This window comes from Micromonospora foliorum (assembly GCF_022229015.1).
Classification (GTDB): domain Bacteria; phylum Actinomycetota; class Actinomycetes; order Mycobacteriales; family Micromonosporaceae; genus Micromonospora; species Micromonospora foliorum.
The window spans coordinates 1-22,489 of record NZ_JAKKFF010000326.1; the positions used below are offsets into that span (position 1 = coordinate 1).

Annotated in this window: 24 protein-coding genes and 1 pseudogene; 15 read left to right on the forward strand and 10 right to left on the reverse strand. The window is 70.9% G+C overall.

All coding sequences use genetic code 11. The features are described from left to right. The 3 genes and pseudogenes from PSH25_RS22580 to PSH25_RS22590 all read left to right on the forward strand — a co-directional run. Positions 1 to 326 (forward strand): annotated as a pseudogene (locus tag PSH25_RS22580) (peptidase M50); the annotation flags it as partial. Further along, positions 323 to 1,324: a tRNA (adenine-N1)-methyltransferase gene (locus tag PSH25_RS22585; RefSeq protein WP_372492829.1), complete on the forward strand. Its 1,002-nt coding sequence runs from the start codon at positions 323 to 325 to the stop codon at positions 1,322 to 1,324. The pseudogene PSH25_RS22580 and the gene PSH25_RS22585, both read left to right, overlap by 4 nt. Positions 1,325 to 1,370: 46 nt before the next feature. Continuing rightward, positions 1,371 to 1,943, forward strand: a complete 573-nt coding sequence (locus PSH25_RS22590) for a hypothetical protein (RefSeq protein ID WP_238660967.1) — start codon at positions 1,371 to 1,373, stop codon at positions 1,941 to 1,943. A gap of 49 nt (positions 1,944 to 1,992) precedes the next feature. On the opposite strand, the gene PSH25_RS22595 is transcribed toward PSH25_RS22590, so the two are convergent. Beyond that, on the reverse strand, positions 1,993 to 2,286 hold the full coding sequence (locus tag PSH25_RS22595; RefSeq protein WP_030332886.1) for a ferredoxin: 294 nt from the start codon (positions 2,284 to 2,286) through the stop codon (positions 1,993 to 1,995). 178 nt (positions 2,287 to 2,464) lie between these two features. On the opposite strand from PSH25_RS22595, the gene arc reads away from it, so the two are divergent. After that, positions 2,465 to 4,249, forward strand: coding sequence for a proteasome ATPase (gene arc, locus PSH25_RS22600; RefSeq protein ID WP_030332887.1), 1,785 nt, complete (start codon positions 2,465 to 2,467; stop codon positions 4,247 to 4,249). Between the two features lie 64 nt (positions 4,250 to 4,313). Here arc and PSH25_RS22605 read toward each other — a convergent pair whose 3' ends face one another. Continuing rightward, the gene (locus tag PSH25_RS22605; RefSeq protein ID WP_238660968.1) at positions 4,314 to 4,667 is read right to left on the reverse strand and encodes a GtrA family protein; all 354 of its coding nucleotides are present in this window, start codon (positions 4,665 to 4,667) and stop codon (positions 4,314 to 4,316) included. Between the two features lie 153 nt (positions 4,668 to 4,820). Between PSH25_RS22605 and PSH25_RS22610 the strand changes: the two genes are divergently transcribed. From PSH25_RS22610 to prcA, 6 genes are all read left to right on the forward strand, one after another. Further along, positions 4,821 to 6,446, forward strand: coding sequence for a DUF2142 domain-containing protein (locus PSH25_RS22610; RefSeq protein WP_238660969.1), 1,626 nt, complete (start codon positions 4,821 to 4,823; stop codon positions 6,444 to 6,446). A 37-nt stretch (positions 6,447 to 6,483) separates the two neighbouring features. Further along, positions 6,484 to 8,001, forward strand: a complete 1,518-nt coding sequence (dop, locus tag PSH25_RS22615) for a depupylase/deamidase Dop (protein WP_372492830.1) — start codon at positions 6,484 to 6,486, stop codon at positions 7,999 to 8,001. 104 nt (positions 8,002 to 8,105) lie between these two features. Beyond that, positions 8,106 to 8,321, forward strand: coding sequence for a ubiquitin-like protein Pup (locus PSH25_RS22620; protein WP_030332902.1), 216 nt, complete (start codon positions 8,106 to 8,108; stop codon positions 8,319 to 8,321). Between the two features lie 186 nt (positions 8,322 to 8,507). Next, positions 8,508 to 9,029 carry an endonuclease VII domain-containing protein gene (locus PSH25_RS22625; protein ID WP_238660970.1) on the forward strand — a complete coding sequence of 174 codons (522 nt, stop codon included), beginning with the start codon at positions 8,508 to 8,510 and terminating at the stop codon, positions 9,027 to 9,029. Beyond that, positions 8,948 to 9,787 (forward strand): proteasome subunit beta, encoded by an 840-nt coding sequence (gene prcB, locus PSH25_RS22630; protein WP_238660971.1) that lies wholly within the window; start codon positions 8,948 to 8,950, stop codon positions 9,785 to 9,787. The genes PSH25_RS22625 and prcB overlap by 82 nt, the downstream gene beginning before the upstream one ends. A 58-nt stretch (positions 9,788 to 9,845) precedes the next feature. Beyond that, entirely contained in the window at positions 9,846 to 10,685 is an 840-nt protein-coding gene (prcA, locus tag PSH25_RS22635) for a proteasome subunit alpha (RefSeq protein ID WP_238660972.1), read from the forward strand. Between the two features lie 48 nt (positions 10,686 to 10,733). On the opposite strand, the gene PSH25_RS22640 is transcribed toward prcA, so the two are convergent. From PSH25_RS22640 to rfbB, 6 genes are read right to left on the reverse strand one after another with little or no spacing between them, the layout of a single operon-like run. Continuing rightward, positions 10,734 to 11,762: a glycosyltransferase family 2 protein gene (locus PSH25_RS22640; protein ID WP_238660973.1), complete on the reverse strand. Its 1,029-nt coding sequence runs from the start codon at positions 11,760 to 11,762 to the stop codon at positions 10,734 to 10,736. Then, positions 11,759 to 13,069, reverse strand: a complete 1,311-nt coding sequence (locus PSH25_RS22645) for a lipopolysaccharide biosynthesis protein (RefSeq protein WP_238660974.1) — start codon at positions 13,067 to 13,069, stop codon at positions 11,759 to 11,761. Before PSH25_RS22645 ends, PSH25_RS22640 begins: the two co-directional genes overlap by 4 nt. Continuing rightward, complete coding sequence (locus PSH25_RS22650) at positions 13,066 to 13,767, reverse strand: glycosyltransferase family 2 protein (protein WP_238660975.1); 702 nt, start codon at positions 13,765 to 13,767, stop codon at positions 13,066 to 13,068. The genes PSH25_RS22645 and PSH25_RS22650 overlap by 4 nt, the downstream gene beginning before the upstream one ends. Continuing rightward, complete coding sequence (locus tag PSH25_RS22655) at positions 13,760 to 14,131, reverse strand: DUF2304 domain-containing protein (RefSeq protein WP_139584287.1); 372 nt, start codon at positions 14,129 to 14,131, stop codon at positions 13,760 to 13,762. The genes PSH25_RS22650 and PSH25_RS22655 overlap by 8 nt, the downstream gene beginning before the upstream one ends. Further along, entirely contained in the window at positions 14,128 to 15,015 is an 888-nt protein-coding gene (gene rfbD, locus PSH25_RS22660) for a dTDP-4-dehydrorhamnose reductase (RefSeq protein WP_238660976.1), read from the reverse strand. Before rfbD ends, PSH25_RS22655 begins: the two co-directional genes overlap by 4 nt. Then, positions 15,012 to 16,013 (reverse strand): dTDP-glucose 4,6-dehydratase, encoded by a 1,002-nt coding sequence (gene rfbB, locus PSH25_RS22665; protein ID WP_238660977.1) that lies wholly within the window; start codon positions 16,011 to 16,013, stop codon positions 15,012 to 15,014. Before rfbB ends, rfbD begins: the two co-directional genes overlap by 4 nt. An 85-nt stretch (positions 16,014 to 16,098) precedes the next feature. Between rfbB and rfbA the strand changes: the two genes are divergently transcribed. The 4 genes from rfbA to PSH25_RS22685 all read left to right on the forward strand — a co-directional run bounded on the left by rfbA (position 16,099) and on the right by PSH25_RS22685 (position 19,311). Beyond that, positions 16,099 to 16,989, forward strand: coding sequence for a glucose-1-phosphate thymidylyltransferase RfbA (gene rfbA / locus PSH25_RS22670; RefSeq protein ID WP_238660978.1), 891 nt, complete (start codon positions 16,099 to 16,101; stop codon positions 16,987 to 16,989). Beyond that, positions 16,986 to 17,609, forward strand: coding sequence for a dTDP-4-dehydrorhamnose 3,5-epimerase (rfbC, locus tag PSH25_RS22675; protein WP_238660979.1), 624 nt, complete (start codon positions 16,986 to 16,988; stop codon positions 17,607 to 17,609). Before rfbA ends, rfbC begins: the two co-directional genes overlap by 4 nt. Positions 17,610 to 17,677: 68 nt before the next feature. Continuing rightward, entirely contained in the window at positions 17,678 to 19,036 is a 1,359-nt protein-coding gene (gene pafA, locus PSH25_RS22680) for a Pup--protein ligase (RefSeq protein WP_238660980.1), read from the forward strand. A gap of 80 nt (positions 19,037 to 19,116) precedes the next feature. Next, positions 19,117 to 19,311 carry a hypothetical protein gene (locus PSH25_RS22685; RefSeq protein ID WP_238660981.1) on the forward strand — a complete coding sequence of 65 codons (195 nt, stop codon included), beginning with the start codon at positions 19,117 to 19,119 and terminating at the stop codon, positions 19,309 to 19,311. A 134-nt stretch (positions 19,312 to 19,445) separates the two neighbouring features. On the opposite strand, the gene PSH25_RS22690 is transcribed toward PSH25_RS22685, so the two are convergent. Together PSH25_RS22690 and PSH25_RS22695 are read right to left on the reverse strand one after the other, a co-directional pair. After that, positions 19,446 to 20,531: a DUF3866 family protein gene (locus PSH25_RS22690; protein WP_238660982.1), complete on the reverse strand. Its 1,086-nt coding sequence runs from the start codon at positions 20,529 to 20,531 to the stop codon at positions 19,446 to 19,448. 49 nt (positions 20,532 to 20,580) lie between these two features. Beyond that, positions 20,581 to 21,585, reverse strand: coding sequence for a cation diffusion facilitator family transporter (locus PSH25_RS22695; RefSeq protein ID WP_238660983.1), 1,005 nt, complete (start codon positions 21,583 to 21,585; stop codon positions 20,581 to 20,583). A gap of 117 nt (positions 21,586 to 21,702) precedes the next feature. Here PSH25_RS22695 and PSH25_RS22700 point away from each other — a divergent pair. Then, positions 21,703 to 22,489: helix-turn-helix transcriptional regulator (locus PSH25_RS22700; RefSeq protein ID WP_238660984.1), on the forward strand; the 787-nt coding region annotated here is incomplete at its 3' end.

Consider the following 22,489-nt stretch of genomic DNA (forward strand, 5'->3'; position numbering starts at 1 on the left):
AGCGCCGACACGCCGAGAGCGGGCAACCCGGCGCCGCGCTGCTGGTCACCGACTCCACCGGTCGGCCGGTGGCGCTGGTCGACCCGGCCGCCGCCGACGCGGTGCCCGTCGAGCGCCGACCGTGGCTGGCGGTGGACGCCGTCGCCCGGTCACTGGGCACACTTCCCACATTGCCGGTCGGGTGGGACGGCGAGCGGGTGATGGAGGCCGTACAGACCCACCCGGGCGCGCAGTACGTGGTGACGTCAGGCGAAGATGTCGTCGGCATTCTGCACATCGCGGACCTGGCACAGCTCCTCGAACCCAACCGGAAGATGACACCGTGACCGCAACTCCCTCCACCGTCGCCGCCGACCCCGCCAACCGGGCGCTGACACCCGTGCACCGGGGGCCGTTCCGGCCCGGCGACCGGGTCCAGCTGACCGACCCCAAGGGGCGGATGCACACCGTGACGCTGGAGCCCGGCAAGGAGTTCCACACCCACCGCGGCATCCTGGCGCACGACGCGCTGATCGGGCTCCCCGACGGCAGCGTGGTGACCACCGCCGGTGGCGGCACCGCGTTCCTGGCCCTGCGGCCGCTCCTGTCGGACTACGTGCTGTCCATGCCGCGCGGCGCCCAGGTGATCTACCCGAAGGACTCGGCGCAGATCGTCGCGATGGGCGACATCTTCCCCGGCGCGAAGGTCCTCGAGGCCGGCGCCGGCTCCGGCGCGCTGAGCTGCTCCCTGCTGCGCGCCGTCGGCACCGAGGGCGAGCTGCACTCGTTCGAGCTGCGCGACGACTTCGCCCAGATCGCCAAGCGCAACGTCGAGGCGTTCTTCAACGGGCCGCACCCCTCGTGGAACCTGCACGTCGGCGACGTCGCGCAGTGCCAGGAGACCGGCTTCGACCGGATCATCCTGGACATGCTGACCCCCTGGGAGACCCTCGACATGGTCGAGCGGGCGCTGGTGCCCGGCGGCGTGTTCATCGGTTACGTCGCCACCACACCGCAGCTCTCCGAGCTGGTGGAGGCGCTGCGCGAGCGCGGCGGCTGGACCGAGCCACGGGCCTGGGAGTCCCTGGTGCGCGACTGGCACGCCGAGGGCCTCGCCGTTCGCCCGGACCACCGGATGATCGCGCACACCGCCTTCCTGGTGTCCGCGCGCAAGCTCGCCCCGGGGGTCACCGCGCCGCCGCGGCGGCGAAAGCCCAGCAAGGGCACCGAGGCGTACGCGCAGCGCCGCCAGGACCTGCGCGAGGCGGAGGCGGCCCGACAGGCCGCGGCCGCCCAGGCGGCAGGCGCGCAAGCCAACGGTGCGGGGGAGATGGACAGGCCGTGACCATCGAGCTGGGTGTCGGCACCGCCGAGCAGGGGGAGACGCTGGCATGAGCCGACCGGGCTACGGCGGTGGAGACCTCCCCGCGGTCTTTCCCGACTGGTCGCCCTACCAGGACCTGGAATCGGCGGCGCGGGCCTACCTGCGCGACCCGGACGTCGCCCTGGAGGCGCTCGGCGGCGTGCTGCGCGGCGCGTCGGTGCTCGGCTTCACCCTGGAACGCTTCGTCAACGAGGTCAACGGGGTGTGGCAGGAGGTCGTCGTCTGCGACGGCAGCCGGCTCATCCTCTGGCACGGCGAGGACGTACCGCCGGAGGAGGGCCCACCGGGCTCGATGACCTCGTCGCTGCGGGTGGTGCCGGTCTCCACCGTCACCGAGGTGGGTTGCCGGCGGCGGCTCAACCGGGCCGAGAGCGGCGAGATCCGGGTCGACAGCATCGACGTCTACCTGCTGCTCACCTCGTTGGACGAGGCACCGCCGAGCGAGGAGATGGCCGGCGCACCCCGGCACGACGCGCTGCGCTTCGGCAAGACCCTCGACGACGGCGGGGCCGGGCAGATCGCCCGGTTGGAGGAGTTCGCGCGGTTGGTCGCCTCGGTCGTCGGCCGTCCGATGCTCTGAGGCGTACCCCGTTTTGGACCCGGCCGGGCCGCGCGGCCCGGCCGGTGGGTCAGTCGTCCTCGGCCTCCGGGCCGGCGACCTCGACGCCGTCGCCGCGCACCACGTGGATGCAGTCGCCGGGGCACTCCTTCGCGGAGTCGATCACCTCGAGTCGCAGGTGCGCGGGGACGTCGACCCGGCTGCCCGGGGCCATCCGCAGCTCACCGTCGACGCCCTTGACGTAGGCCAGGCCGTCGATGTCGAACTCGAACACCTCCGGCGCGTACTGCACGCAGAGCCCGTCGCCCGTGCAGAGATCCTGGTCGACCCAGACCTGCAACTCGTCGGTCGCGACCTCGGCCACCTGTGCACCCCCCATGTTCTCCCGTGCCACGCCTCGACGGTACCCGAACGCCGGTAACGGCCCGTCAGGCCACCCTTGGCGATCAAGGTTCGGTGACGAGGGTGTTGCGTGGGACCGAATCGGCCTCATAGCGGCTAGTGTTAGGGCAGAACGTTCAAGCCCCCCGGGGAGGTGGGACGTGGCAGCACGTAGCGACGACGCGGACTCGCGCGCCGCACGGTGGGAGAAGGAAGCCCACGATCTCTCCACGCAGGTCGCGTTCCTGCAAGAGGAACTCGCCCTGGTGCGGCGCAAGTTGACCGAAAGCCCCCGACACGTCCGGCAGCTCGAAGAGCGGCTGGCGGCCACCCAGGCACAGTTGGCGCGGCTGACCGAGAACAACGACCGGCTGGTGAGCACCCTCAAGGAAGCTCGCACGCAGATCGTGACGCTCAAGGAGGAGATCGACCGGCTCGCGCAACCGCCGAGCGGTTACGGAGTCTTCCTGGCCAAGCACGAGGACGGCACGGTGGACGTCTTCACCGGTGGCCGCAAACTACGGGTCGCGGTCTCGCCCTCGCTCGACGTGGGTGACCTGCGGCGCGGCCAGGAGGTCCTGCTCAACGACGCGCTCAACATCGTCGACGCGTTCGGTTACGAGCGGGTCGGCGAGGTGGTGATGCTCAAGGAGATCCTGGAGGGGCCGAACGGCGGTCCGGGCGACCGGGCGCTTGTGGTCTCCCACTCCGACGAGGAGCGCATCGTGCACCTCGCCGAGACGCTCATCGGCTCGGCGATCCGGGCCGGCGACTCGCTCATGATCGAGCCCCGCTCGGCGTACGCGTACGAGCGGATCCCGAAGAGCGAGGTCGAGGAGCTGGTCCTGGAGGAGGTGCCCGACGTCGACTACGGCGACATCGGCGGCCTCCAGTCGCAGATCGAGCAGATCCGCGACGCGGTGGAGTTGCCGTTCCTGCACGCGGACCTGTTCCGTGAGCACCAGCTCCGCCCACCCAAGGGCATCCTGCTCTACGGCCCGCCCGGCTGCGGTAAGACGCTCATCGCCAAGGCGGTGGCCAACTCGCTGGCCAAGAAGATCGCCGAGCGCCAGGGCAAGGAGAAGCACACCAGCTTCTTCCTCAACATCAAGGGCCCGGAGCTGCTCAACAAGTACGTCGGTGAGACCGAGCGGCACATCCGGCTGATCTTCCAGCGCGCCCGGGAGAAGGCCGGCGAGGGCACGCCGGTGATCGTGTTCTTCGACGAGATGGACTCGATCTTCCGGACCCGCGGCTCCGGTGTCTCCTCCGACGTGGAGAACACCATCGTCCCTCAGCTGCTCAGCGAGATCGACGGCGTGGAGGGGCTGGAGAACGTCATCGTCATCGGCGCCTCCAACCGGGAAGACATGATCGACCCGGCGATCCTGCGCCCCGGTCGCCTCGACGTGAAGATCAAGATCGAGCGACCGGACGCCGAGGCGGCCAAGGACATCTTCTCCAAGTACATCCTCTCCGGGCTGCCCCTGCACCCGGACGACCTGGCCGAACACGGCACCGACCCCCAGGCCACCGTCGCGGCGATGATCGACGCCGTGGTGCTGCGGATGTACTCCGAAACCGAGGAGAACCGATTCCTCGAGGTCACCTACGCCAACGGTGACAAGGAAGTCCTCTACTTCAAGGACTTCAACTCCGGCGCGATGATCCAGAACATCGTCGACCGGAGCAAGAAGATGGCCATCAAGGAGTTCCTCACCTCGGGTCGCAAGGGGCTGCGCCTGCAGCACCTGCTCGACGCCTGCGTCGACGAGTTCCGCGAGAACGAGGACCTCCCCAACACCACCAACCCCGATGACTGGGCGCGCATCTCCGGCAAGAAGGGCGAGCGGATCGTCTACATCCGCACGCTCGTCTCCGGCGGCAAGGGCGCCGAGGCCGGCCGGTCCATCGAGACCGCCAGCAACACCGGCCAGTACCTCTGACCCAACAGCGAGGGTGTCCGCCGTAACGGCGGACACCCTCGCTGTTGGGTAGGTCAGGAGCCGGTCAGGCAGCGAAGATCCACCGCTTCGACACCACGTAGTTCGCCGCCGACAGCGACGCCGTCACCAGCAACTTCGCCAGCAGGTACGGCGTGCCCGCCCAGGTCAACGCCGACACCAGCACCACGTTCGCGGTCAGATTGGCGAGGACCAGCGCGAAGTAGCGTCCCACCTGCGGCACCATCTGAGCGGACGAGCCGAACGACCACGCCCGGTTCAGCCCGAAGTTGACCCAGAACGAGGTCAGAAACGACAGGGCGGCCGCAACCGGCAGGACAATCCGCAGAACTCCGTGGTAGACGAAGAGTGACCCCGTGTCCACGGCAACGCTCAGGCCCCCGACGACCAGGAACCGCACAGCACTGTGTCGGGACAGGTGGCGGACGGAATCGGCAACAGGTGACAGCAAAGAGTTCTCCAAGGGGGGACCCGGAGCGGTGAGGACGACGACGGAGTCTATCGTCTGTCCATCCACCCAGCGGGGCCTGCCCGCGCGAGCCGCGAGGTTGACGTGCCTGATCCCGGAAGAGTGACGCCGCCGGCCACCGCCGCAAGCCCGGTGGCCACCACGAGCGCAGCCCGACGACACTGGGCCCTCGCCTTCGCCGCGTTCTTCCTGATCATCTTCGCCTGGTCGATGGCCGCCCCCTACGACGGCACCCCGGACGAGCGCGAGCACATCGTCCGGGCGGCCGGCGTCGCCGCCGGGCAGATCGCGCCCCCGCCGGCCGCCGCGAAGAAGGGCACCGGAGCCTTCCAGACCGTCCCCGGCGGTCTCGTCCGCGAGCAGTGCTGGCAGTTCAAGAAGGAAGTCTCCGCGGCCTGCGCCCAGCCCCCCGGCAGCGACGACACACCCACCCGCGCCGGCACCGGAGCCGGTCGTTACTTCCCCGCCTACTACGCCCTCGTCGGCGCGCCGACGGTGCTCTGGCCCGGCTGGTCCGGTGTCCTGCTCGCCCGCATGATCAGCGCCCTGTGCTGCGCCGCGCTGCTCGCCTGCGCGTACGTCGTGATCCGCAACCGGTCCCGCCGCGGCCTCATGATGGGCGCCCTCGTCGTCGTCACCACCCCGATGGCCGTGCACATGGCCAGCGCGGTCAACCCGAACGGCCTGGAGATCGCCGCCGGCATCGCCTTCTTCAGCGCGGTCATCCCCCTGCTGCTCGGCCCACCCGGCCCACGACGTGGCCTCATCGTCCTCGTCGGGATCAGCGCGCTGCTCCTGGCCATCCTGCGCCAGACCGGCCCGCTCTGGCTGGCGACCGCCTTCGTCGCGTTCGCCTTCCCCCTGCGCCGCGGCAACCTCGTCGGCCTGCTACGGGACCGGGCCGCGCAACTCTGGGCCGGCGGCATCGTCCTGTCCACCCTCGTCGTGCTCGCCTGGTCCGTCCGCCAACAGACCTCCGACCTCGGCAACTACTCCGCCGACCGGCTCACCTACGGGCAGGCGGCCCTGCGCGAGGCCGACCGGTGGCGGGGATACCTCGACCAGATCGTCGGGGTCACCTCCTGGCTGGACACCCGGATGCCCGCCCCGCCGTACCTGATCTGGCAGCTCGTCGCCGGAGCACTGCTGCTCATCGGCGTCGTCTGGGGCAGCACCCTCGACCGGTGGCGTCTGCTCGTGCTGCTCGGCGGCGGCGTGGCCGTCCCCTCCCTCATGCAGATCGCCCTGGTCAACGAGAGCGGCTTCGTCACCCAGGGCCGCTACATGCTGCCCATGCTGGTAGGCGTTCTGCTCTACGCCGCGTGGACCGCCGAACAACGCGGCTTCGAAACCGCCCGAGCCCGCTCGTTCACCCGACTCGCCGTGCTGCTCCTCCTGCCGATCCAGCTCTTCTGCCTGGCGTACACGATGGTCCGCTGGCAGAACGGCCTGCCCGCCAACATCGGGTTGAGCAGCCTCAACCCGCTCGCCGGCGACTGGCACCCGGTGGTCGGCTCGGTGATCCCGCTGCTGAGCGCCAGCGTCGGCCTCGTGCTGTTCGGGTGGCTCGTCTGGACCACGCGCTCCGCCGACAGCGACGACCCGACGCCGACCGCCGAGCGTTCTGACACCGAATCCACCGAACTGTTCCGGCCCGCCGGCACTCACCTACAGAGTGCAGGTGCTCAGGGCGGACTACGCTCGACCTGACGGTGGACCGGGTCGGGCGAGCGAAGCGGGTAGGTCGATGAGCGTAAGACGGATCATGGGCACCGAGGTCGAATACGGCATCTCCGTGCCCGGGCAGGCCGGAGCCAACCCGATGGTCACCTCATCGCAGGTGGTCAACGCCTACGGGGCACGTCCGGAACTCAACCGGGGCGGCCGGGCCCGATGGGACTACGAGGAAGAGTCGCCGCTGCGCGACGCCCGCGGGTTCACCTACTCCGGTGCCGCGTACGACCCCGCCGAGGCGCTCGCGGACGAAGACCTCGGCCTGGCCAACGTGATACTCACCAACGGCGCACGGCTCTACGTCGACCACGCCCACCCCGAATACTCCACCCCGGAGGTCACCACCCCCCGGGACATCGTGCGCTGGGACAAGGCCGGCGAGCGGGTGATGGCCGAGGCGTCCCGCCGCGCCGCCACCATCCCGGGCACCCAGCCGATCCACCTCTACAAGAACAACACCGACAACAAGGGCGCCAGCTACGGCGCCCACGAGAACTACCTGATGCGCCGGCAGACGCCCTTCGCCGACATCGTGGCGTACCTGACGCCGTTCTTCGTCACCCGGCAGATCGTCTGCGGCGCCGGCCGGGTCGGCATCGGCCAGGACGGCGGCCAGAGCGGCTTCCAGATCTCCCAGCGTGCCGACTTCTTCGAGGTCGAGGTCGGCCTGGAGACCACCCTCAAGCGGCCGATCATCAACACCCGCGACGAGCCGCACGCCGACGCCGACAAGTACCGCCGGCTGCACGTCATCATCGGCGACGCCAACCTCTCCGAGATCTCCACCTACCTCAAGGTCGGCACCACCGCGCTGATCCTCACCATGATCGAGGAGAAGGCGCTCGGGGGCGACCTCGGCATCGCCGACCCGGTCAGCGAACTGCGCGCCGTCAGCCACGACCCCGCCCTGACGCACCGCATGCGACTGCGCGACGGCCGCCGGCTCACCGCCCTGGACCTGCAGTGGGCGTACCTGGAGCGGGTCCGGTCCTTTGTCGACGACCGGTATGGCACCGACGCCGACGAGCAGACCATCGACGTGCTCGACCGCTGGGAGAGCGTCCTCGACCGGCTCGGCCGGGACCCGATGCTCTGCGCCGACGAACTGGACTGGGTGGCCAAGCTGCGGCTGCTGGAGGGCTACCGGGAGCGGGAGAAGCTCGGCTGGGGCTCGCACAAGCTGCAGCTCGTCGACCTCCAGTACTCCGACGTCCGGCCGGAGAAGGGTCTCTACCACCGGCTGGTCAGTCGGGGAGCGATGAAGACGCTGCTCACCGACGACGAGACCCGCAGCGCGATGACCGAGCCGCCGGAGGACACCCGGGCCTACTTCCGGGGGCGCTGCCTCGCGCAGTACGCCTCCGAGGTGGTCGCCGCGAGCTGGGACTCGGTGATCTTCGACGTGGGCCGGGAGTCGCTGGTCCGGGTGCCGATGATGGAGCCGGAGCGGGGCACCCGCGCGCACGTCGGTGCCCTGTTCGACCGCTGCGCCAGCGCCAAGGACCTGCTGGAGACCTTGACCGGGGGCTGAGCCCGGGTGCGAATGCCCGCCGTGTGCCGCAAGCCGGCGCGCGGCGGGCTTTTCGTCGCCCGCGCGAGGTAAGTTCATCGCAGACGATCGTGGAGGAGGCAGCAATGGCCACTCATGACAGCGGCGGCCAGTCGCAGTCCGGCAAGTCCCGTCAGGGCGAGGAAATCGAGGACGTCACCACCGAGGCCAACCCCGAGGTGGCCGAGCGGCACGCCGAGATCACCGAGGACGTCGACGACCTCCTCGACGAGATCGACTCCGTCCTCGAGGAAAATGCAGAGGAGTTCGTGAGAGGTTACGTGCAAAAAGGAGGTCAGTGAGCATATAGGGTCAATTCGGACATGTCTAAGGCTGGCGATGATCGGGACGGACTCCGCCGCTGTCGAGACTGCAGCGAATGGAAGGCGCTCGATCAGTTCTGCGTGAGTTCCAAGCGGCCGGGCGGTCGGGGTAGCTACTGCAAACTCTGCTTCAACGAGCGATCCAAGGCGAGCTACGCGCGTCGGGTGAAAGCCAAGCTCGACCGTGAGGTACGCGTAGGTCGCGTCGTGCCAGAGGGCCACAAGTACTGCCCGGCCTGCGATGCGGTCATGCCGTTCGATGCCTTTCCCCGAAACCGGGCGGATGCTTCCGGTTACGCCACCTACTGCAAGCCCTGCCACAACACGAAGACCAGAGAGAACAAAGAGCGCCTCTACGGAGGCAACCGCGAGTACCACCTGCGGCGGCGGTATGGCGTGGGCGAGAAGGAGTTTCAGGAGCTCCTGGCCGAGCAGGGCGGGGTCTGCGCGATCTGTGGCGGTGCCGACCCGCAACATCTGGACCACGATCATCGCACCGGATGGGTGCGCGGGATACTCTGCTTCAACTGCAACGGTGGTCTTGGCCAGTTCCGTGACAGTCCCATGAGGCTGGCCAGGGCGATCACGTACCTGAGAGGAACCACGTGGCAGCGGGCTTTGATCCATCCGGGCGTCTACCAGATGTGTTCACCAACGCGGGGACGTCCTCCTTCACGACGTTTCTGAGTCGGGTGGCCCCCGAGATGTTGCCCGGTCGGCGACCGCTGCCGCCGGGCATGGCAGCCGACCTGGCGCCGCACGCGACCACCATCGTGGCCATCGCGGCCGCCGAGGGTGTGGTGATGGCGGGCGACCGACGGGCCACCATGGGCAACCTGATCGCCCAGCGCGACATCGAGAAGGTGCACCCCGCCGACGCGTACTCGCTGGTCGGCATCGCGGGCACCGCGGGTATCGGCATCGAGCTGATGCGACTGTTCCAGGTGGAGCTGGAGCACTACGAGAAGATCGAGGGCGCGATGCTCTCGTTGGACGGCAAGGCCAACCGGTTGGCCTCGATGATCCGGGGCAACCTGGGGGCGGCGATGCAGGGGCTGGCCGTGGTGCCGCTCTTCGCCGGGTTCGACCTGGCCGCCGCCGACCCGGCGCGGGCCGGTCGGATCTTCAGCTTCGACGTGACCGGCGGCCCGTACGAGGAGACCGGCTACGACGCGATCGGGTCCGGGTCGCTGTTCGCCAAGTCCGCGTTGAAGAAGCGGTTCCGGGCCGGGCTGTCCGTCGAGGACGCGACGCGGCTGGCGGTCGAGGCGCTCTACGACGCGGCCGACGACGACACCGCGACCGGTGGGCCGGATCTGACCCGCCGGATCTACCCCGTGGTGATGACCGCGACCGCCGAGGGCACCCGCCGGTTGACCGACCCCGAGACGGCGGCGATCGCCGAGGGTGTGGTTGCCGGCCGGATGGAGAACCCGGGCGGTTGAGACCCGCACCTCACCAGTCAGCAGTCGTCAGCACAGCGCCGTAAGGAGAACCGCCGACGTGGCCATGCAGTTCTACGCCTCTCCCGAACAGATCATGCGCGACCGCTCCGAGTTGGCCCGCAAGGGCATCGCTCGGGGTCGCAGCGCGGTGGTCCTCAGCTACTCCGGCGGGGTCCTCTTCGTCGCGGAGAACCTCTCCAGCGCCTTGCACAAGGTCAGCGAGATCTACGACCGGATCGGGTTCGCCGCGGTGGGCCGGTACAACGAGTTCGAGAACCTGCGCCGCGCCGGTGTGCGGATGGCCGACCTGAACGGGCTCAGCTACGACCGGCGGGACGTCACCGGCCGGGCTCTGGCCAACGCGTTCGCGCAGACCCTGGGTGCGATCTTCACCGAGCAGTCGAAGCCGTTCGAGGTGGAGATCTGCGTGGCGGAGGTCGGTGCCACCGCGGACGCGGACGAGCTGTACCGGCTGACCTATGACGGCTCGGTCAACGACGAGCCGGGGCGGATGGCCATGGGTGGTCAGGCCGAGGCGATCACCGGTGTGTTGAAGTCGCAGCACCGGGCGGACATGTCCCTGGGTGAAGCGGTCCGGGTGGCGGTGCAGGCGTTGAGCACCGTGGGTGGTGAGGGCGGTGCCGCCCGGACGATCGCCGCGAACCAGCTCGAGGTGGCGGTCCTGGACCGTCAGCGGGTCGGGCGGACGTTCCGGCGGATCACCGGTGCCGCGTTGACGGCTCTGCTGGACGGGGACGCGGCGGCCGAGGGGCAGGCGGCGGATGCGGCGGGCGGTCCCGCCGAGCCGGTCGTGCCGACCACGGAAGGGCACAAGCCGACGAGCTCGGCCGGTTCCGCGGACCTGGAGGACCGGCCCGCGGAGGGCGGCGAGCGCTAGGGTTTCGCCCGCTGGCGCCGGCCCCGTGTTCGGGGCCGGCGCCAGCGGTCATCCTCGGCGCAGCAGGGGTCTGGTCAGGGCCCAGTAACCGCCGGCGACGGCGTTGAACGCGCCCAGGCCCGGCGTGGTGGGCACTCCGGAGGGGGTGACCCGACCGGTCATCAGCTCCGCGATGACCCCGTCCGGCACCCGGCGTTCGGCCTGTAGCTGCCGGCGACGGCCGCGTACCCAGCTGCGGTTGCGCCACAACCAGCCCCAGCCCTGCAGTTTCTGCCGGGACCAGCCGCCGACGACCGCGGCGGTGAGCATGGCGGCCTCGGTGAGCAGCAGCGCCGGGGCGAGCACGACGAGTGTCCGCGCCTCGTACGCGGTGAGCAGGGTGACCAGTCGGTTCCGCTCGACCAGGTAGAGCTTGAGGGCGTTGCGGGAGAACTCGTAGTGGTGACGCACGATGGCGTCCGGCACGTACTCCAGTCGTAGTCCGCGCTGCCACAGTCGCAGGCTGAGTTCGGTGTCCTCGTGGTAGGCGAAGTACTCGGCGGCGAAGCCGTCGAGCTCACGCCAGAGCTGCCGGCTGATCACGAAGCAGCAGCCGCTGAGGGAGGGCACGACTCGCCGCTCGGCGTGGTTGCTGGCCGGTTCGCCGTTGCCGCCGGCCCAGGACAGCCCGGTGAAGTGCAGCGGGTTGCCGCTGGTGTTGATCAGCTCGGGGGTGTCGGCCAACCGGATGGACGCCATGGCGGCGCCGACGCCCGCCTCGGCGGCGACGGCGGTGGTCTTGGCCAGGGCGTCGGGTGCGACGACGGCATCGGAGTTGACGAACGCGAGCCAGTCACCGGTGGCCTCGGCGGCGCCGACCCGGCAGCCGCCGGAGTAGCCGGTGTTCTCCTCCGGTCGGATCACCCGCACACCGGGGAGGCCCTTGACGATGTCGATGCCGTCCCCGGTGCAGCCGTTGTCGACGACGATGAGGTCGATCTCGACGTCGGTGCTGGCCAGCACCGCCCGTGCGGCGTCGACGAGGTAGGGCTCCGGGCCGTAGGCGAGCATGACGGCGCTCACCCGGGGTCGGGTCATCGGATGCCTCCGGGTACGGCGGGAGCGACGGCCTCGGCGAGCGGCCGGGTGGGGGTGGTGGGTCGACGGACGCCGCCGCGCAGCAGCATCGCCATGGTGGCGGCCACGATGACGGAGCCGATGGTGTACGCCAGTTCGACTCGCAGGGTGACCGGGGCCGGGAGCAGCGTCACGGCGATCAGGGCGGCGACGCCGGCGGTCCAGGCGAGGGCCTGGGCGCGGTGCCGGTCGAGGGCGAGGAGGGCCTGGCCGAGCACCATCGCCCACAGGTAGGCCAGGGTGGCGGCCGCCAGCCAGGCGAAGTCGCCGTGGCCGAGGACGCCGGGTGCGTCGAAGAGTGTGCCGACCAGCCACGGGCCCAGCAGCACGGCGCCGAGGGCGCCGGTGAGGCCGAGCGCGGTGACGATGCCCAGCGCCCGGCGCAGCAGGCTGTGGAAGCCGGCCTGGTCGCCGGTGGTGGCGGTGGTGGCCAGGCCGGGCAGCAGTGACGCCTGGAGGGAGCCGAAGACGAACAGGGGGATGCGGACCAGCACGAGGGCGGAGAGGAGCGCGCCGGCGGCTGCCGCGTCGGAGGGGGCGAGCAGCTGCACGTTGATCACGCCGATGTTCACCACGACCTGGGAGAGCAGGCTGGAGGCGGTGAGCAGGCCGAGGCCGCGCAGCAGGGTGGCCCAGGCCACCGGTGGGCCTCCGCCGATGGCGCGCAGCACCGGCGGCAGGGTGAGCAGGACGCTGACCAGCGGGGCGGCGACGAGCACGAGCCCGTACCAGACGGGGGACGTCACCCCGGCCAGCCCGAGCAGGGCGACCATGATGATGCGCAGGCCGCCGTCGATGCCGAGTTGGGCGCCGTACCAGGGGAACAGTTGCAGGCCGGAGAGGACGCCGCGGGTGGCGTAGGCGACGGCCATCGCGGCGAGTGCGCCGATCAGCACGGTGACCAGGTTGCCGTCACCGGCGAAGAGCTTGTCGGCGAGCGGCTGACGGCCGATGGTGACGGCCAGCACCAGCACCGCGAGCAGCACGGCGGCGACGGTGACGCCGCGGGCCAGCACCGGCCCGGGGGGCAGCCCCTGGCTGTGTCGGGCGGCGACGACCCGGGCGACCTCCTGCTCGATCGGCATGAACACGCCGATGCCGAGGGTGAACACGATCGACCAGAGCACCGAGAGGGACGAGTAGTCGGCCTTGCTGAGGCTGTGGCCGGCGACGGCGAGGTGAACGTAGGAGGCGAGCCCGAGAAGGGCCAGCCCGGCACCGACAGCGACGGTGCCGGGCGGGACCAGGCTCAGTAGCCGTCGGATCACCGGCGGATGAGCGCCAGCGTGAGGACAGCGAACGCGCGGCCGAGGTAGACCATCGCCTTGGCGGGGGAGTGGCTGGGTGTGCCGGCCATCCGCTTGCGCATGGCGACCGGCACCTGGCGGATGCGGTAGCCCCGGCGGGCGGTGTGCACCAGGGTTTCCACGGTGTCGCCGAGGTACTCGGCCGGGTACCAGCCGGCGAACATCTCGATGACCCGCCGGTTGGCGGCCCGGAAGCCGGAGGTGGTGTCGGTGAGCTTGGTGTGGGCGACCCGGGACAGCACGGCGGAGAGCATCACCATCGCCCAGCGGCGGGGGCCGCGGACGTTGTAGTCGCCCTCACCGGCGAAGCGGGCGCCGATGACGAGGTCGTTGTCGTCGAGCAGGTCGACGAGCTTCGGCACGTACCGGGGGTCGTGCTGGCCGTCGGCGTCGATCTGGATGGCGACGTCGTAGTCGTGGTCGCGGGCGTAGCGGTAGCCGAGGCGCATGGCCCCGCCGACGCCGAGGTTGTACGGCAGTTTGGCGACCTTCGCGCCGGCGGCGGCGGCGACGGCGGCGGTGCGGTCGGTGGAGCCGTCGTCGACGACGAGCACGTCGACGCCGGGCAGTTCGCCGCGGACCTCGCCGACGACGTCGGCGATCGAGCCCGACTCGTTGAGAGCCGGGATGATGATCAATGTGCGCTTGCCGTTAACCATCGGTCGACACCAGTTCGTCTCGGGCTGCCCGGTCCGCGTCGATCTGGGCGCGGAGCAGGGCGAAGTCTTCGGCCAGGGTGCGGGTCTCTTCTTCCAGGGCGCTGACCTCCCAGCTGAGGTGTACGCACACCAGCAGCAGGAAGACGATGCCGAGGAAGAGCACCAGGCTGACACCGGAGGCGACACCGAGGAGTTCGGCGACGTTGTCGAGCAGCCGGGGGAACAGGGACAGCGGGATCACGATGATCAGTACGGCGAGCCAGAGCATGCCGTACTTCTCGCGCAGCTGACGGCGGCGCAACAGCTCGACGATGGTGCCGAGGAGCAGCAGGCCGGTCAGGCCGGTGACGAGGGTGAGCTTCATGCGACCTTCCACGGGGCGGGTGGAGCGGGGGAGTGGAACGCGTCAACCAGGGCGCTGTGCCAGTCTGGAAGCGGGGCCAGACCCACGGCTGCCCAGCGGCTGTGCCCTAGCACACTGTACGCAGGCCGCGGGGCGGGACGCGGATACCGGTCGCTGGTGGTGGGTCGGATCCGCTCCGGGTCCAGCCCGGCCAGCGTGAACGCGGCGCGGGCCAGCCCGTACCAGGTCGTCTGCCCGGCGCAGGTGCCGTGGTAGACGCCGGGCGTCGCGTTACCGGCCAGCGCCGCGTCGGCGAGCGCGACGAGCCGCTCGGCGAGCGCGTAGGACCAGGTGGGTTGGCCGTGTTGGTCGTCGACCACGTCGAGGTGCTCGTGCTGGGTGGCGAGTCGGAGCATGGTGGCCACGAAGTTGGGGCCGTGCGCGCCGTACAGCCAGGCGGTGCGCACGACGTACCCGGTGTCGGGCAGCAGCCGCGCGACGGCCTGTTCGCCGACGAGCTTGCCGCGGCCGTAGGCGTTGACCGGCGCGGTGGGCGCGTCCTCCGGGTAGGGGGTGTCCGCGTTGCCGGCGAGGACGTAGTCGGTGGAGACCTGGATGAGCCGGGTTCCGTCGGTGGCGCACGCCGCGGCCAGGTTGGCCACGGCGTCGCCGTTGACGGCGGTCGCCGCGGCCTCGTCGGCCTCGGCGGCGTCGACGTTGGTCCACGCGGCCGCGTTGATCACCAGGTCGTGCCCGGCGACGGCGGCGTCCACCGCCGCGCGGTCGGTGATGTCCAGGTCGGCGCGGGTGGCGGCGGTCACCTTGAGGTCGGGCCGTGTCCCCAGCACGGTGACCAGGTCCCGGCCGAGCATCCCGCCCGCGCCGGTGACGAGTAGACGGGTCATGCGCTCGGCGCGGACTTGAGGGGTTCCCACCAGCCGCGGTTGTCCCGGTACCAGCGCACGGTGTCGGCGAGGCCCTGGTCCAGGGTGATGCTGGGGTGGTAGCCGAGCTCCTCGCTGATCTTGGTGATGTCGAGGGAGTACCGGCGGTCGTGGCCCTTGCGGTCGGTGACCGGAACGACCCGGTCCCATCCGGCGCCGCAGGCGTCCAGGAGCAGACCGGTGAGTTCCTTGTTGGTCAACTCGGTGCCGCCGCCGATGTTGTAGACCTCGCCGGCGCGGCCCTTCTGCTGCACGAGGGCGATGCCGCGGCAGTGGTCGTGCACGTGCAGCCAGTCACGGATGTTGCCGCCGTCGCCGTAGAGGGGGACGGTGCCACCGTCGAGCAGGTTGCTGACGAACAGCGGGATGACCTTCTCGGGGAACTGGTACGGGCCGTAGTTGTTGGAGCAGCGGGTGACCACCACGTCCATGCCGTGGGTGCGGTGGTACGACAGCGCGAGCAGGTCGGAGCCGGCCTTGGACGCCGAGTACGGCGAGTTGGGGGCGAGGGGCCAGGTCTCGGTCCAGGAGCCCTCGTCGATCGAGCCGTAGACCTCGTCGGTGGAGACGTGCACGAACCGGCCGGTGCCGTGGCGCAGTGCCGCGTCGAGCAGCGTCTGGGTGCCCAGCACGTTGGTGGTGACGAACGGCGCGGCGCCGGCGATCGACCGGTCGACGTGTGACTCGGCGGCGAAGTGCACGATCACGTCGTGCTCGGCCACCACCTCGTCGACGACGACCGGGTCGCAGATGTCGCCCTGCACGAACCGCAGTCGGGGGTCGTCCCGGACGGGCTCCAGGTTGGCCAGGTTGCCGGAGTAGGTCAGTTTGTCCAGCACGGTCACGACGGCCGGCTCGAGCGGCGGCACGCCGTCGGCACTGCCGAGCGGCTTGCCCAGCAGCAGACGAACGTACTCCGACCCGATGAATCCGGCTCCGCCGGTGACGAGGATCCTCACGGGTCCGGAAGTATACGCGACGGGCGACGCGGCACCTGGGACGCGACCCCCGCACAATGTGCCGGGGTGCGGCTAGGCTTCCCCGGTGCGTGGAATCCTACTTGCCGGCGGCACCGGATCCCGGCTCTGGCCGATCACCCGGGCGGTCTCGAAGCAGCTGATGCCGGTCTTCGACAAGCCGATGATCTACTACCCGCTCTCCACCCTGGTGATGTCCGGGGTCCGGGAGATCCTGGTGATCACGACTCCGGACGACCAGGACCAGTTCCGTCGGCTGCTCGGCGACGGCAGCCAGTTCGGGCTGCGGCTGGAGTACGTCAGCCAGGAGCGCCCGGAGGGCATCGCGCAGGCGTTCATCCTCGGCGCGGACTTCATCGGCGCCGAGTCGGTGGCGCTGGTCCTCGGCGACAACATCTTCCACGGCGTGGGTCTGGGTCGGCAGCTCGCCGACCACGGTGACCCGGTCGGCGGGCGGGTCTTCGCCTATCAGGTGGCCAACCCGCAGGAGTACGGCGTGGTCGACTTCGACGCCGATGGCCGGGTGCTCTCGATCGAGGAGAAGCCGGCCCGGCCGAAGTCGCGCTACGCGGTGCCCGGCCTCTACTTCTACGACAACCGGGTCGTGGACATCGCCCGCAAGCTCACCCCGAGCGCCCGCGGCGAGCTGGAGATCACAGCGGTCAACGAGGTGTACCGGGAGACCGGGGAGCTGTCGGTGACGGTGCTGGACCGGGGGACCGCCTGGCTGGACACCGGCACGTTCACCTCGATGATGCAGGCCGCCGAGTTCGTCCGGGTGGTCGAGGAGCGGCAGGGTCTCAAGATCGGTTGTGTCGAGGAGGTCGCCTGGCGGGCCGGCCTGATCGACGACGCGCAGTTGCGCGCGCTCGCCGAGCCGCTGACCAAGAGTGGCTACGGCGACTACCTGCTCGGTCTGCTGACCGAGCAGGCCGGCGGCGACGGGGGCTCCTGGTGAAGATCCGGGAGTTGAGCATCGAGGGCGCCTGGGAGATCACCCCCCAGCAGCACGGTGACCCGCGCGGCATGTTCATGGAGTGGTACCGCTTCGACAGGCTCGCCGAGGCGGTGGGGCACCCGCTGCGGCTGGCCCAGGCCAACCTGTCGGTCTCCGCGCGGGGCGTGGTGCGCGGCGTCCACTTCGCCGACGTCCCACCCGGGCAGGCCAAGTACGTCACCTGTGTGCGCGGCGCCGTCCTCGACGTGATCGTGGACCTGCGGGTGGGTTCGCCGACCTTCGGCCGGTGGGAGGGCGTCCGGTTGGACGACACCGACCGGCGGGCGGTCTACCTCAGCGAAGGGCTGGGGCACGGGTTCTGCGCGTTGACCGACGACGCGACGTTGAGCTACCTCTGCTCGGCCACCTACAACCCGACAGGTGAGCACGCGGTGCACCCGCTGGACGACGAGTTGGGCATCGAGTGGCCCGCCGACGTCCCGCTGTTGTCCGCGCGTGACGACGCGGCGCCGACTCTGGCGCAGGCCCGCGAGCGGGGCCTGCTCCCGGAGTACGACAGCTGCCGGCGGTTCGTGGCGAGCCTCGGCCCGGACGGAATGTCGCACTCAACCGGTATGTGACCGCGCTCGGGGCACGACCTGTGGTCTGACAGTGACGAACCGGGCCTCCGGGCGGCTAATGTCACACCATGGAGCGGCGAATCTTCGGCCTCGAGACCGAGTACGGCGTCACCTGCACCTATCGCGGGCAGCGGCGGCTGTCCCCGGACGAGGTCGCGCGGTATCTGTTCCGTCGCGTGGTGTCCTGGGGCCGGTCGAGCAATGTCTTCCTGCGTAATGGAGCCCGGCTCTACCTGGACGTCGGGTCGCATCCGGAGTACGCGACACCGGAGTGCGACTCGGTGACCGATCTCGTCGCCCACGACCGGGCCGGCGAGCGGATCCTGGAGGGCCTGCTCGTCGACGCGGAGAAGCGGCTGCACGACGAGGGCATCGCGGGTGAGATCTACCTGTTCAAGAACAACACCGACTCGGCCGGCAACTCGTACGGGTGTCACGAGAACTACCTGGTCTCCCGGCACGGCGAGTTCGGCCGGCTCGCCGACGTGCTCATCCCGTTCCTGGTCACCCGGCAGTTGATCTGCGGGGCCGGCAAGGTTCTGCAAACCCCCCGCGGCGCGGTCTACTGCCTCTCGCAGCGGGCCGAGCACATCTGGGAGGGCGTCTCCTCGGCGACCACCCGCAGCCGCCCGATCATCAACACCCGCGACGAGCCGCACGCCGACGCCGAGCGCTACCGGCGGCTGCACGTGATCGTCGGGGACTCCAACATGAACGAGGTCACCACGCTGCTCAAGGTCGGCACCGCCGACATCGTGCTGCGGATGATCGAGGCCGGGGTGGTGATGCGCGACCTGTCCCTGGAGAACCCGATCCGGGCCATCCGGGAGGTGTCGCACGACATCACCGGCCGGCGCAAGGTGCGGCTGGCCAACGGCAAGGAGGTCAGCGCCCTGGACATCCAGCAGGAATACCTCTCCAAGGCCACCGAGTTCGTCGAGCGACGCGGTGGCGACCAGGCCGCCAAGCGGGTCGTCGAGCTGTGGGGCCGGGTGCTCAACGCGGTGGAGTCCGGCGACCTGGAGCCGGTCTCCCGGGAGATCGACTGGGTCAGCAAGCTGCGGCTCATCGAGCGTTACCAGCGCAAGCACGACCTGCCGCTGTCGCACCCCCGGGTGGCGCAGATGGATCTGGCGTACCACGACGTGCGCCGTGGGCGGGGCCTCTACGGGCTGCTGGAGCGCCGCGGCGACGTGGACCGGGTGGCCACCGACCCGGAGATCTTCGAGGCCAAGGAGACCCCGCCGCAGACCACCCGGGCCCGGCTGCGGGGCGAGTTCATCCGGCACGCCCAGGAGAAGCGCCGGGACTTCACCGTCGACTGGGTGCACCTGAAGCTCAACGACCAGGCGCAGCGCACCGTGCTCTGCAAGGACCCGTTCCGGGCGTACGACGAGCGGGTGGAGCGGCTGATCGCCAGCATGTGAGCGGGTTGCCGGCCCCGGCGGTGCGCTGCGCCGACGGGGCCGGTCAGCCCGGCGTGCTGAGCGGTTAAGCTGAGCGCGCCATGACGACTTCTGGACCTTCCGACCGCTCCGAGCGCGGCACCGAGCGGCAGAACTGGGTCGAACGCCGGCGGGAGAAGATCCGCGCCGAGATCGACCGTAACCGGCGCGGTGAATACACGGTGCCGACCTGGGTGCTGGCCCTGGCCCTGGTGCTCATAGTGGGCGGCTGGCTAGCCCTAATCTTCCTGGTCTAACCCACCCCACCCCCACCCCCACCCCCACCCCCACCCCCGCTCGCGTTGATCATGAAGTTATTGCCATGACACGCCGAGGCGGCGGGCAATAACTTCATGATCAACCGGGGTGGGCAGCCCGGGCCGGGGGTGGGTTAGGGGAGGAGGGTTACGGCGTGGCGGCCGGCGGCGGCTGCCGCCAGGAAGTATGCGCGGTCGGCGTCGAGGCCACGGCCCATGGTGGACAGCGGCACGGCGCTGGCCCGCAGCGCGGCGTCGAGACCGTCGGTGAGCACCCGGACGATCCGGTGCCGGGACGCCAGGGGCGCCAGCGCCGCGTGCACCTCGGCCGCGAGGGACGGCGCCAGGTCCTCGGGCACCACCAGCTCCGCCGGGGCGAGCGCCACCCGACCGTACGCGGTGAGGCTGTGGTGTGACACGCCCCGGTGCCGGGGGCGGGGGTCGGCGTCGGAGATGCGCAACGAGCCGACCGGCCTTCCGCCCAGCGTGGCGATCGCGTTGACGGCCTCGCCGACGGCGACGCCGGAGAACCCCCACCGGGTGCCGGTGCCCAGGTTGCCCGGCCCCTGCGCCACGATCGCCACGTCCGCGTGGAGCACGTACCGGGCGGCGAGCAGACCGCCGTGCAGGGTGGTGGCCTCCAGGTCGCCGCCGAACGCCTGCCCGACCGTGATCGTCCCGGCCAGTTCGGCCCGCAGCCCGGCGAGGGTGCGGGAGAACCAGGCGGGCAGCGCGCCACCGTCGGTGAGCAGGTACGCCACCCGCGCCTGCGGGGCGTCGGCCCGGATGCCGGCCAGGATCGCCGGGAGCGCCGAGTGCAGGTCGGCGGTGACCACCGGCAGGCCGCCCAGGTCGTCCGCGTCGGCCAGCACGTCGCGGTGTGGGGACGCCTCCTCGTCGACGCCGAGGAGGATCGGCTGCAACGGCGTGTAGCGGGCCTTGACCAGGTGCCCGGCGTCGCGGGTGTCGGCGACGTCCGGCGGGTCCGGCGGCAGCCGGTCCGGCAGGGCGACCACCAGGGCGTACCCGCCGGTGCCCAACCCCATCAGCAGCGCGCCGGCGTTGAGCAGCACCCGGTCGCCGGGCTCCGGCGTGCCGACCAGCTCCGGGTAGGCCAACGCCCGCATCCGGGTGCCGTCGGGCAGGTCGACGTCCAGCTCCACCGCCCCGGTCCACTGCCGTCGCAGCGTCGCCACCGTCCCCGTACGCCATCGCACCATGACGGGCACGCTAGCCGCGCGGGCCCGGCGGCCCGCGCCGGGGTGTGGTTCAGGTCGGTTCGGGGCCGCCGGCGTCCGGGCTCGGCCCGGCCTGGGTGCGCCGGGCGGTGCCGGTGGCGCCCGGCAGCGAACGGGTGGGGTCGAGGAAGACGAAGCGGATCTCCGGGTACCGGTCGGTGAGCCGCCGCTCGGCCTCGTCGGCGGTGGCCTCGATCTGCGCGCCGGTGGCCTGGTCGCGGAAGTCGACCTTGGCGGCGACCAGGATGTCCTGCGGGCCGAGCTGCATGGTCAACAGGGTGTCGATGCGCTCCACCTCGGGCAGCCCGGCCAGCTCCCGTTCGATCTCGCGGCGCAGCCGCTCCGGGACGGCCCGGCCGACGAGCAGCGACAGGTTGTTGCCGGCGAGGACCCCGGCGACCGTCAGCAGCAGGAGCCCGATCAGGATCGACGCGACGCCGTCCCAGACCTCGTCGCCGGTGGCGTGCGACAGGCCGACGCCGAGACCGGCCAGCACCAGACCGACCAGGGCGGCGCTGTCCTCCAGGAAGACCGCCTTGACGGTGGTGTCGGCGGTCAGCCGCAGGAACCGCCGAGGCGTGGTCTCCCAGCGTCGAGACTCGCGGCGGACCTGCCGCACGGCCCGGGCCAGTGAGACCGACTCGATGGCGAACGACACCCCGAGCACGATGTACGAGACCAGGTAGTCGCCGCTGTGCTCGTGCACCAGGATCGTGGTGACGCCGTGGGTGACGGCGAAACCGGCGCCGGCGACGAACGTGAACATGGCCGCGAAGAACGCCCAGACGAAGCTCTCCTTGCCGTACCCGAAGGGGTGTCGTTGGTCGGCCGGACGGGCGCCGCGGCGCAGCGCCTGGAAGAGCAGCACCTCGGTGGTGGTGTCGGCGACCGAGTGCGCCGCCTCGGAGAGCATCGCGGCGGATCCGGAGATCAGCCCGGCGATCAGCTTGGCGACCGCGATGGCGAGGTTGGCAACGCCGGCGACGACGACGGTGCCGACGCTCTCGCTCTCGGGCCTGGCGTCCGCTTGCGACATGAGGATCACCCTATGACCGGGAACGGCGACGCGCCGGGGGAGGCCCGATCCGAACAAGTGTGCGGCACGCCCGCGTGGGTGCACGGTGTGAGCGTGTCGGCTGCTAGCGTCTACCGCGTGTCGCGGACCCGCACCGAACGCCTGGTCAACCTGGTGATCTGCCTGCTGTCCACGCGACGGTTCCTGACCGCCGCGCAGATCGCCGCGACCGTGCCCGGTTACGAGCACGATCCGGACGACGCGCGCGACCACGAGGCGTTCCAGCGCAAGTTCGAGCGGGACAAGGCCGAGCTGCGTGAGCTGGGCGTGCCACTGGAGACCGGCACGGCGAGCGCCTTCGACGCCGAGCCCGGCTACCGGATCGCCCACCGCGAGTACGCGCTGCCCGACATCCTCCTCGAACCGGACGAGGCCGCCGCGGTCGGCATCGCCGCCCGGCTGTGGCAGCACGCCGGGCTGGCCGCCGCCGCGTCGTCCGGGCTGGCCAAGCTGCGTGCCGCCGGGGTGGACGTGGACCCGCAGGCGACCCTCGGCCTGGAGCCGATGGTCACTGTCGACCCTGCGTTCGCGCCGCTGACCGCCGCCGCCCGGGACCGCCGCGAGGTGGGGTTCGACTACCGGGTGCCGGACCGCGACGCGCCCAGCCGGCGGCGGCTGCAACCGTGGGGCGTGGTCTGCTGGCGCGGCCGGTGGTATGTGGTCGGCCACGACCAGGACCGGGAGGCGACCCGCTGCTTCCGGCTGTCCCGGGTCGTCGGCGCCGTCCGGGTGACCGGCGCCCCCGGCGCGTACGAGCCACCGGCCAACGTCGACCTGATCAGCCACGTGGCCCGTTGGTCGGGTCCGGTGGAGCGCACCGGCCAGATCGGAAGGGCACACGGCGGACAGCCCGTCACGTGGCCGT

Excerpts from the sequence above, each read along its gene's own strand:
- PSH25_RS22590 (WP_238660967.1), top strand. The coding sequence starts at position 1,371 with ATGAGCCGACCGGGCTACGGCGGTGGAGACCTCCCCGCGGTCTTTCCC.
- PSH25_RS22620 (WP_030332902.1), top strand. The coding sequence starts at position 8,106 with ATGGCCACTCATGACAGCGGCGGCCAGTCGCAGTCCGGCAAGTCCCGT.
- PSH25_RS22655 (WP_139584287.1), bottom strand. The coding sequence starts at position 14,131 with ATGAAGCTCACCCTCGTCACCGGCCTGACCGGCCTGCTGCTCCTCGGC.
- PSH25_RS22690 (WP_238660982.1), bottom strand. The coding sequence starts at position 20,531 with ATGGTGCGATGGCGTACGGGGACGGTGGCGACGCTGCGACGGCAGTGG.
- rfbD (WP_238660976.1), bottom strand. The coding sequence starts at position 15,015 with ATGACCCGTCTACTCGTCACCGGCGCGGGCGGGATGCTCGGCCGGGAC.
- PSH25_RS22640 (WP_238660973.1), bottom strand. The coding sequence starts at position 11,762 with ATGACCCGACCCCGGGTGAGCGCCGTCATGCTCGCCTACGGCCCGGAG.
- PSH25_RS22650 (WP_238660975.1), bottom strand. The coding sequence starts at position 13,767 with ATGGTTAACGGCAAGCGCACATTGATCATCATCCCGGCTCTCAACGAG.
- PSH25_RS22685 (WP_238660981.1), top strand. The coding sequence starts at position 19,117 with ATGACGACTTCTGGACCTTCCGACCGCTCCGAGCGCGGCACCGAGCGG.
- pafA (WP_238660980.1), top strand. The coding sequence starts at position 17,678 with ATGGAGCGGCGAATCTTCGGCCTCGAGACCGAGTACGGCGTCACCTGC.
- dop (WP_372492830.1), top strand. The coding sequence starts at position 6,484 with ATGAGCGTAAGACGGATCATGGGCACCGAGGTCGAATACGGCATCTCC.
- PSH25_RS22695 (WP_238660983.1), bottom strand. The coding sequence starts at position 21,585 with ATGTCGCAAGCGGACGCCAGGCCCGAGAGCGAGAGCGTCGGCACCGTC.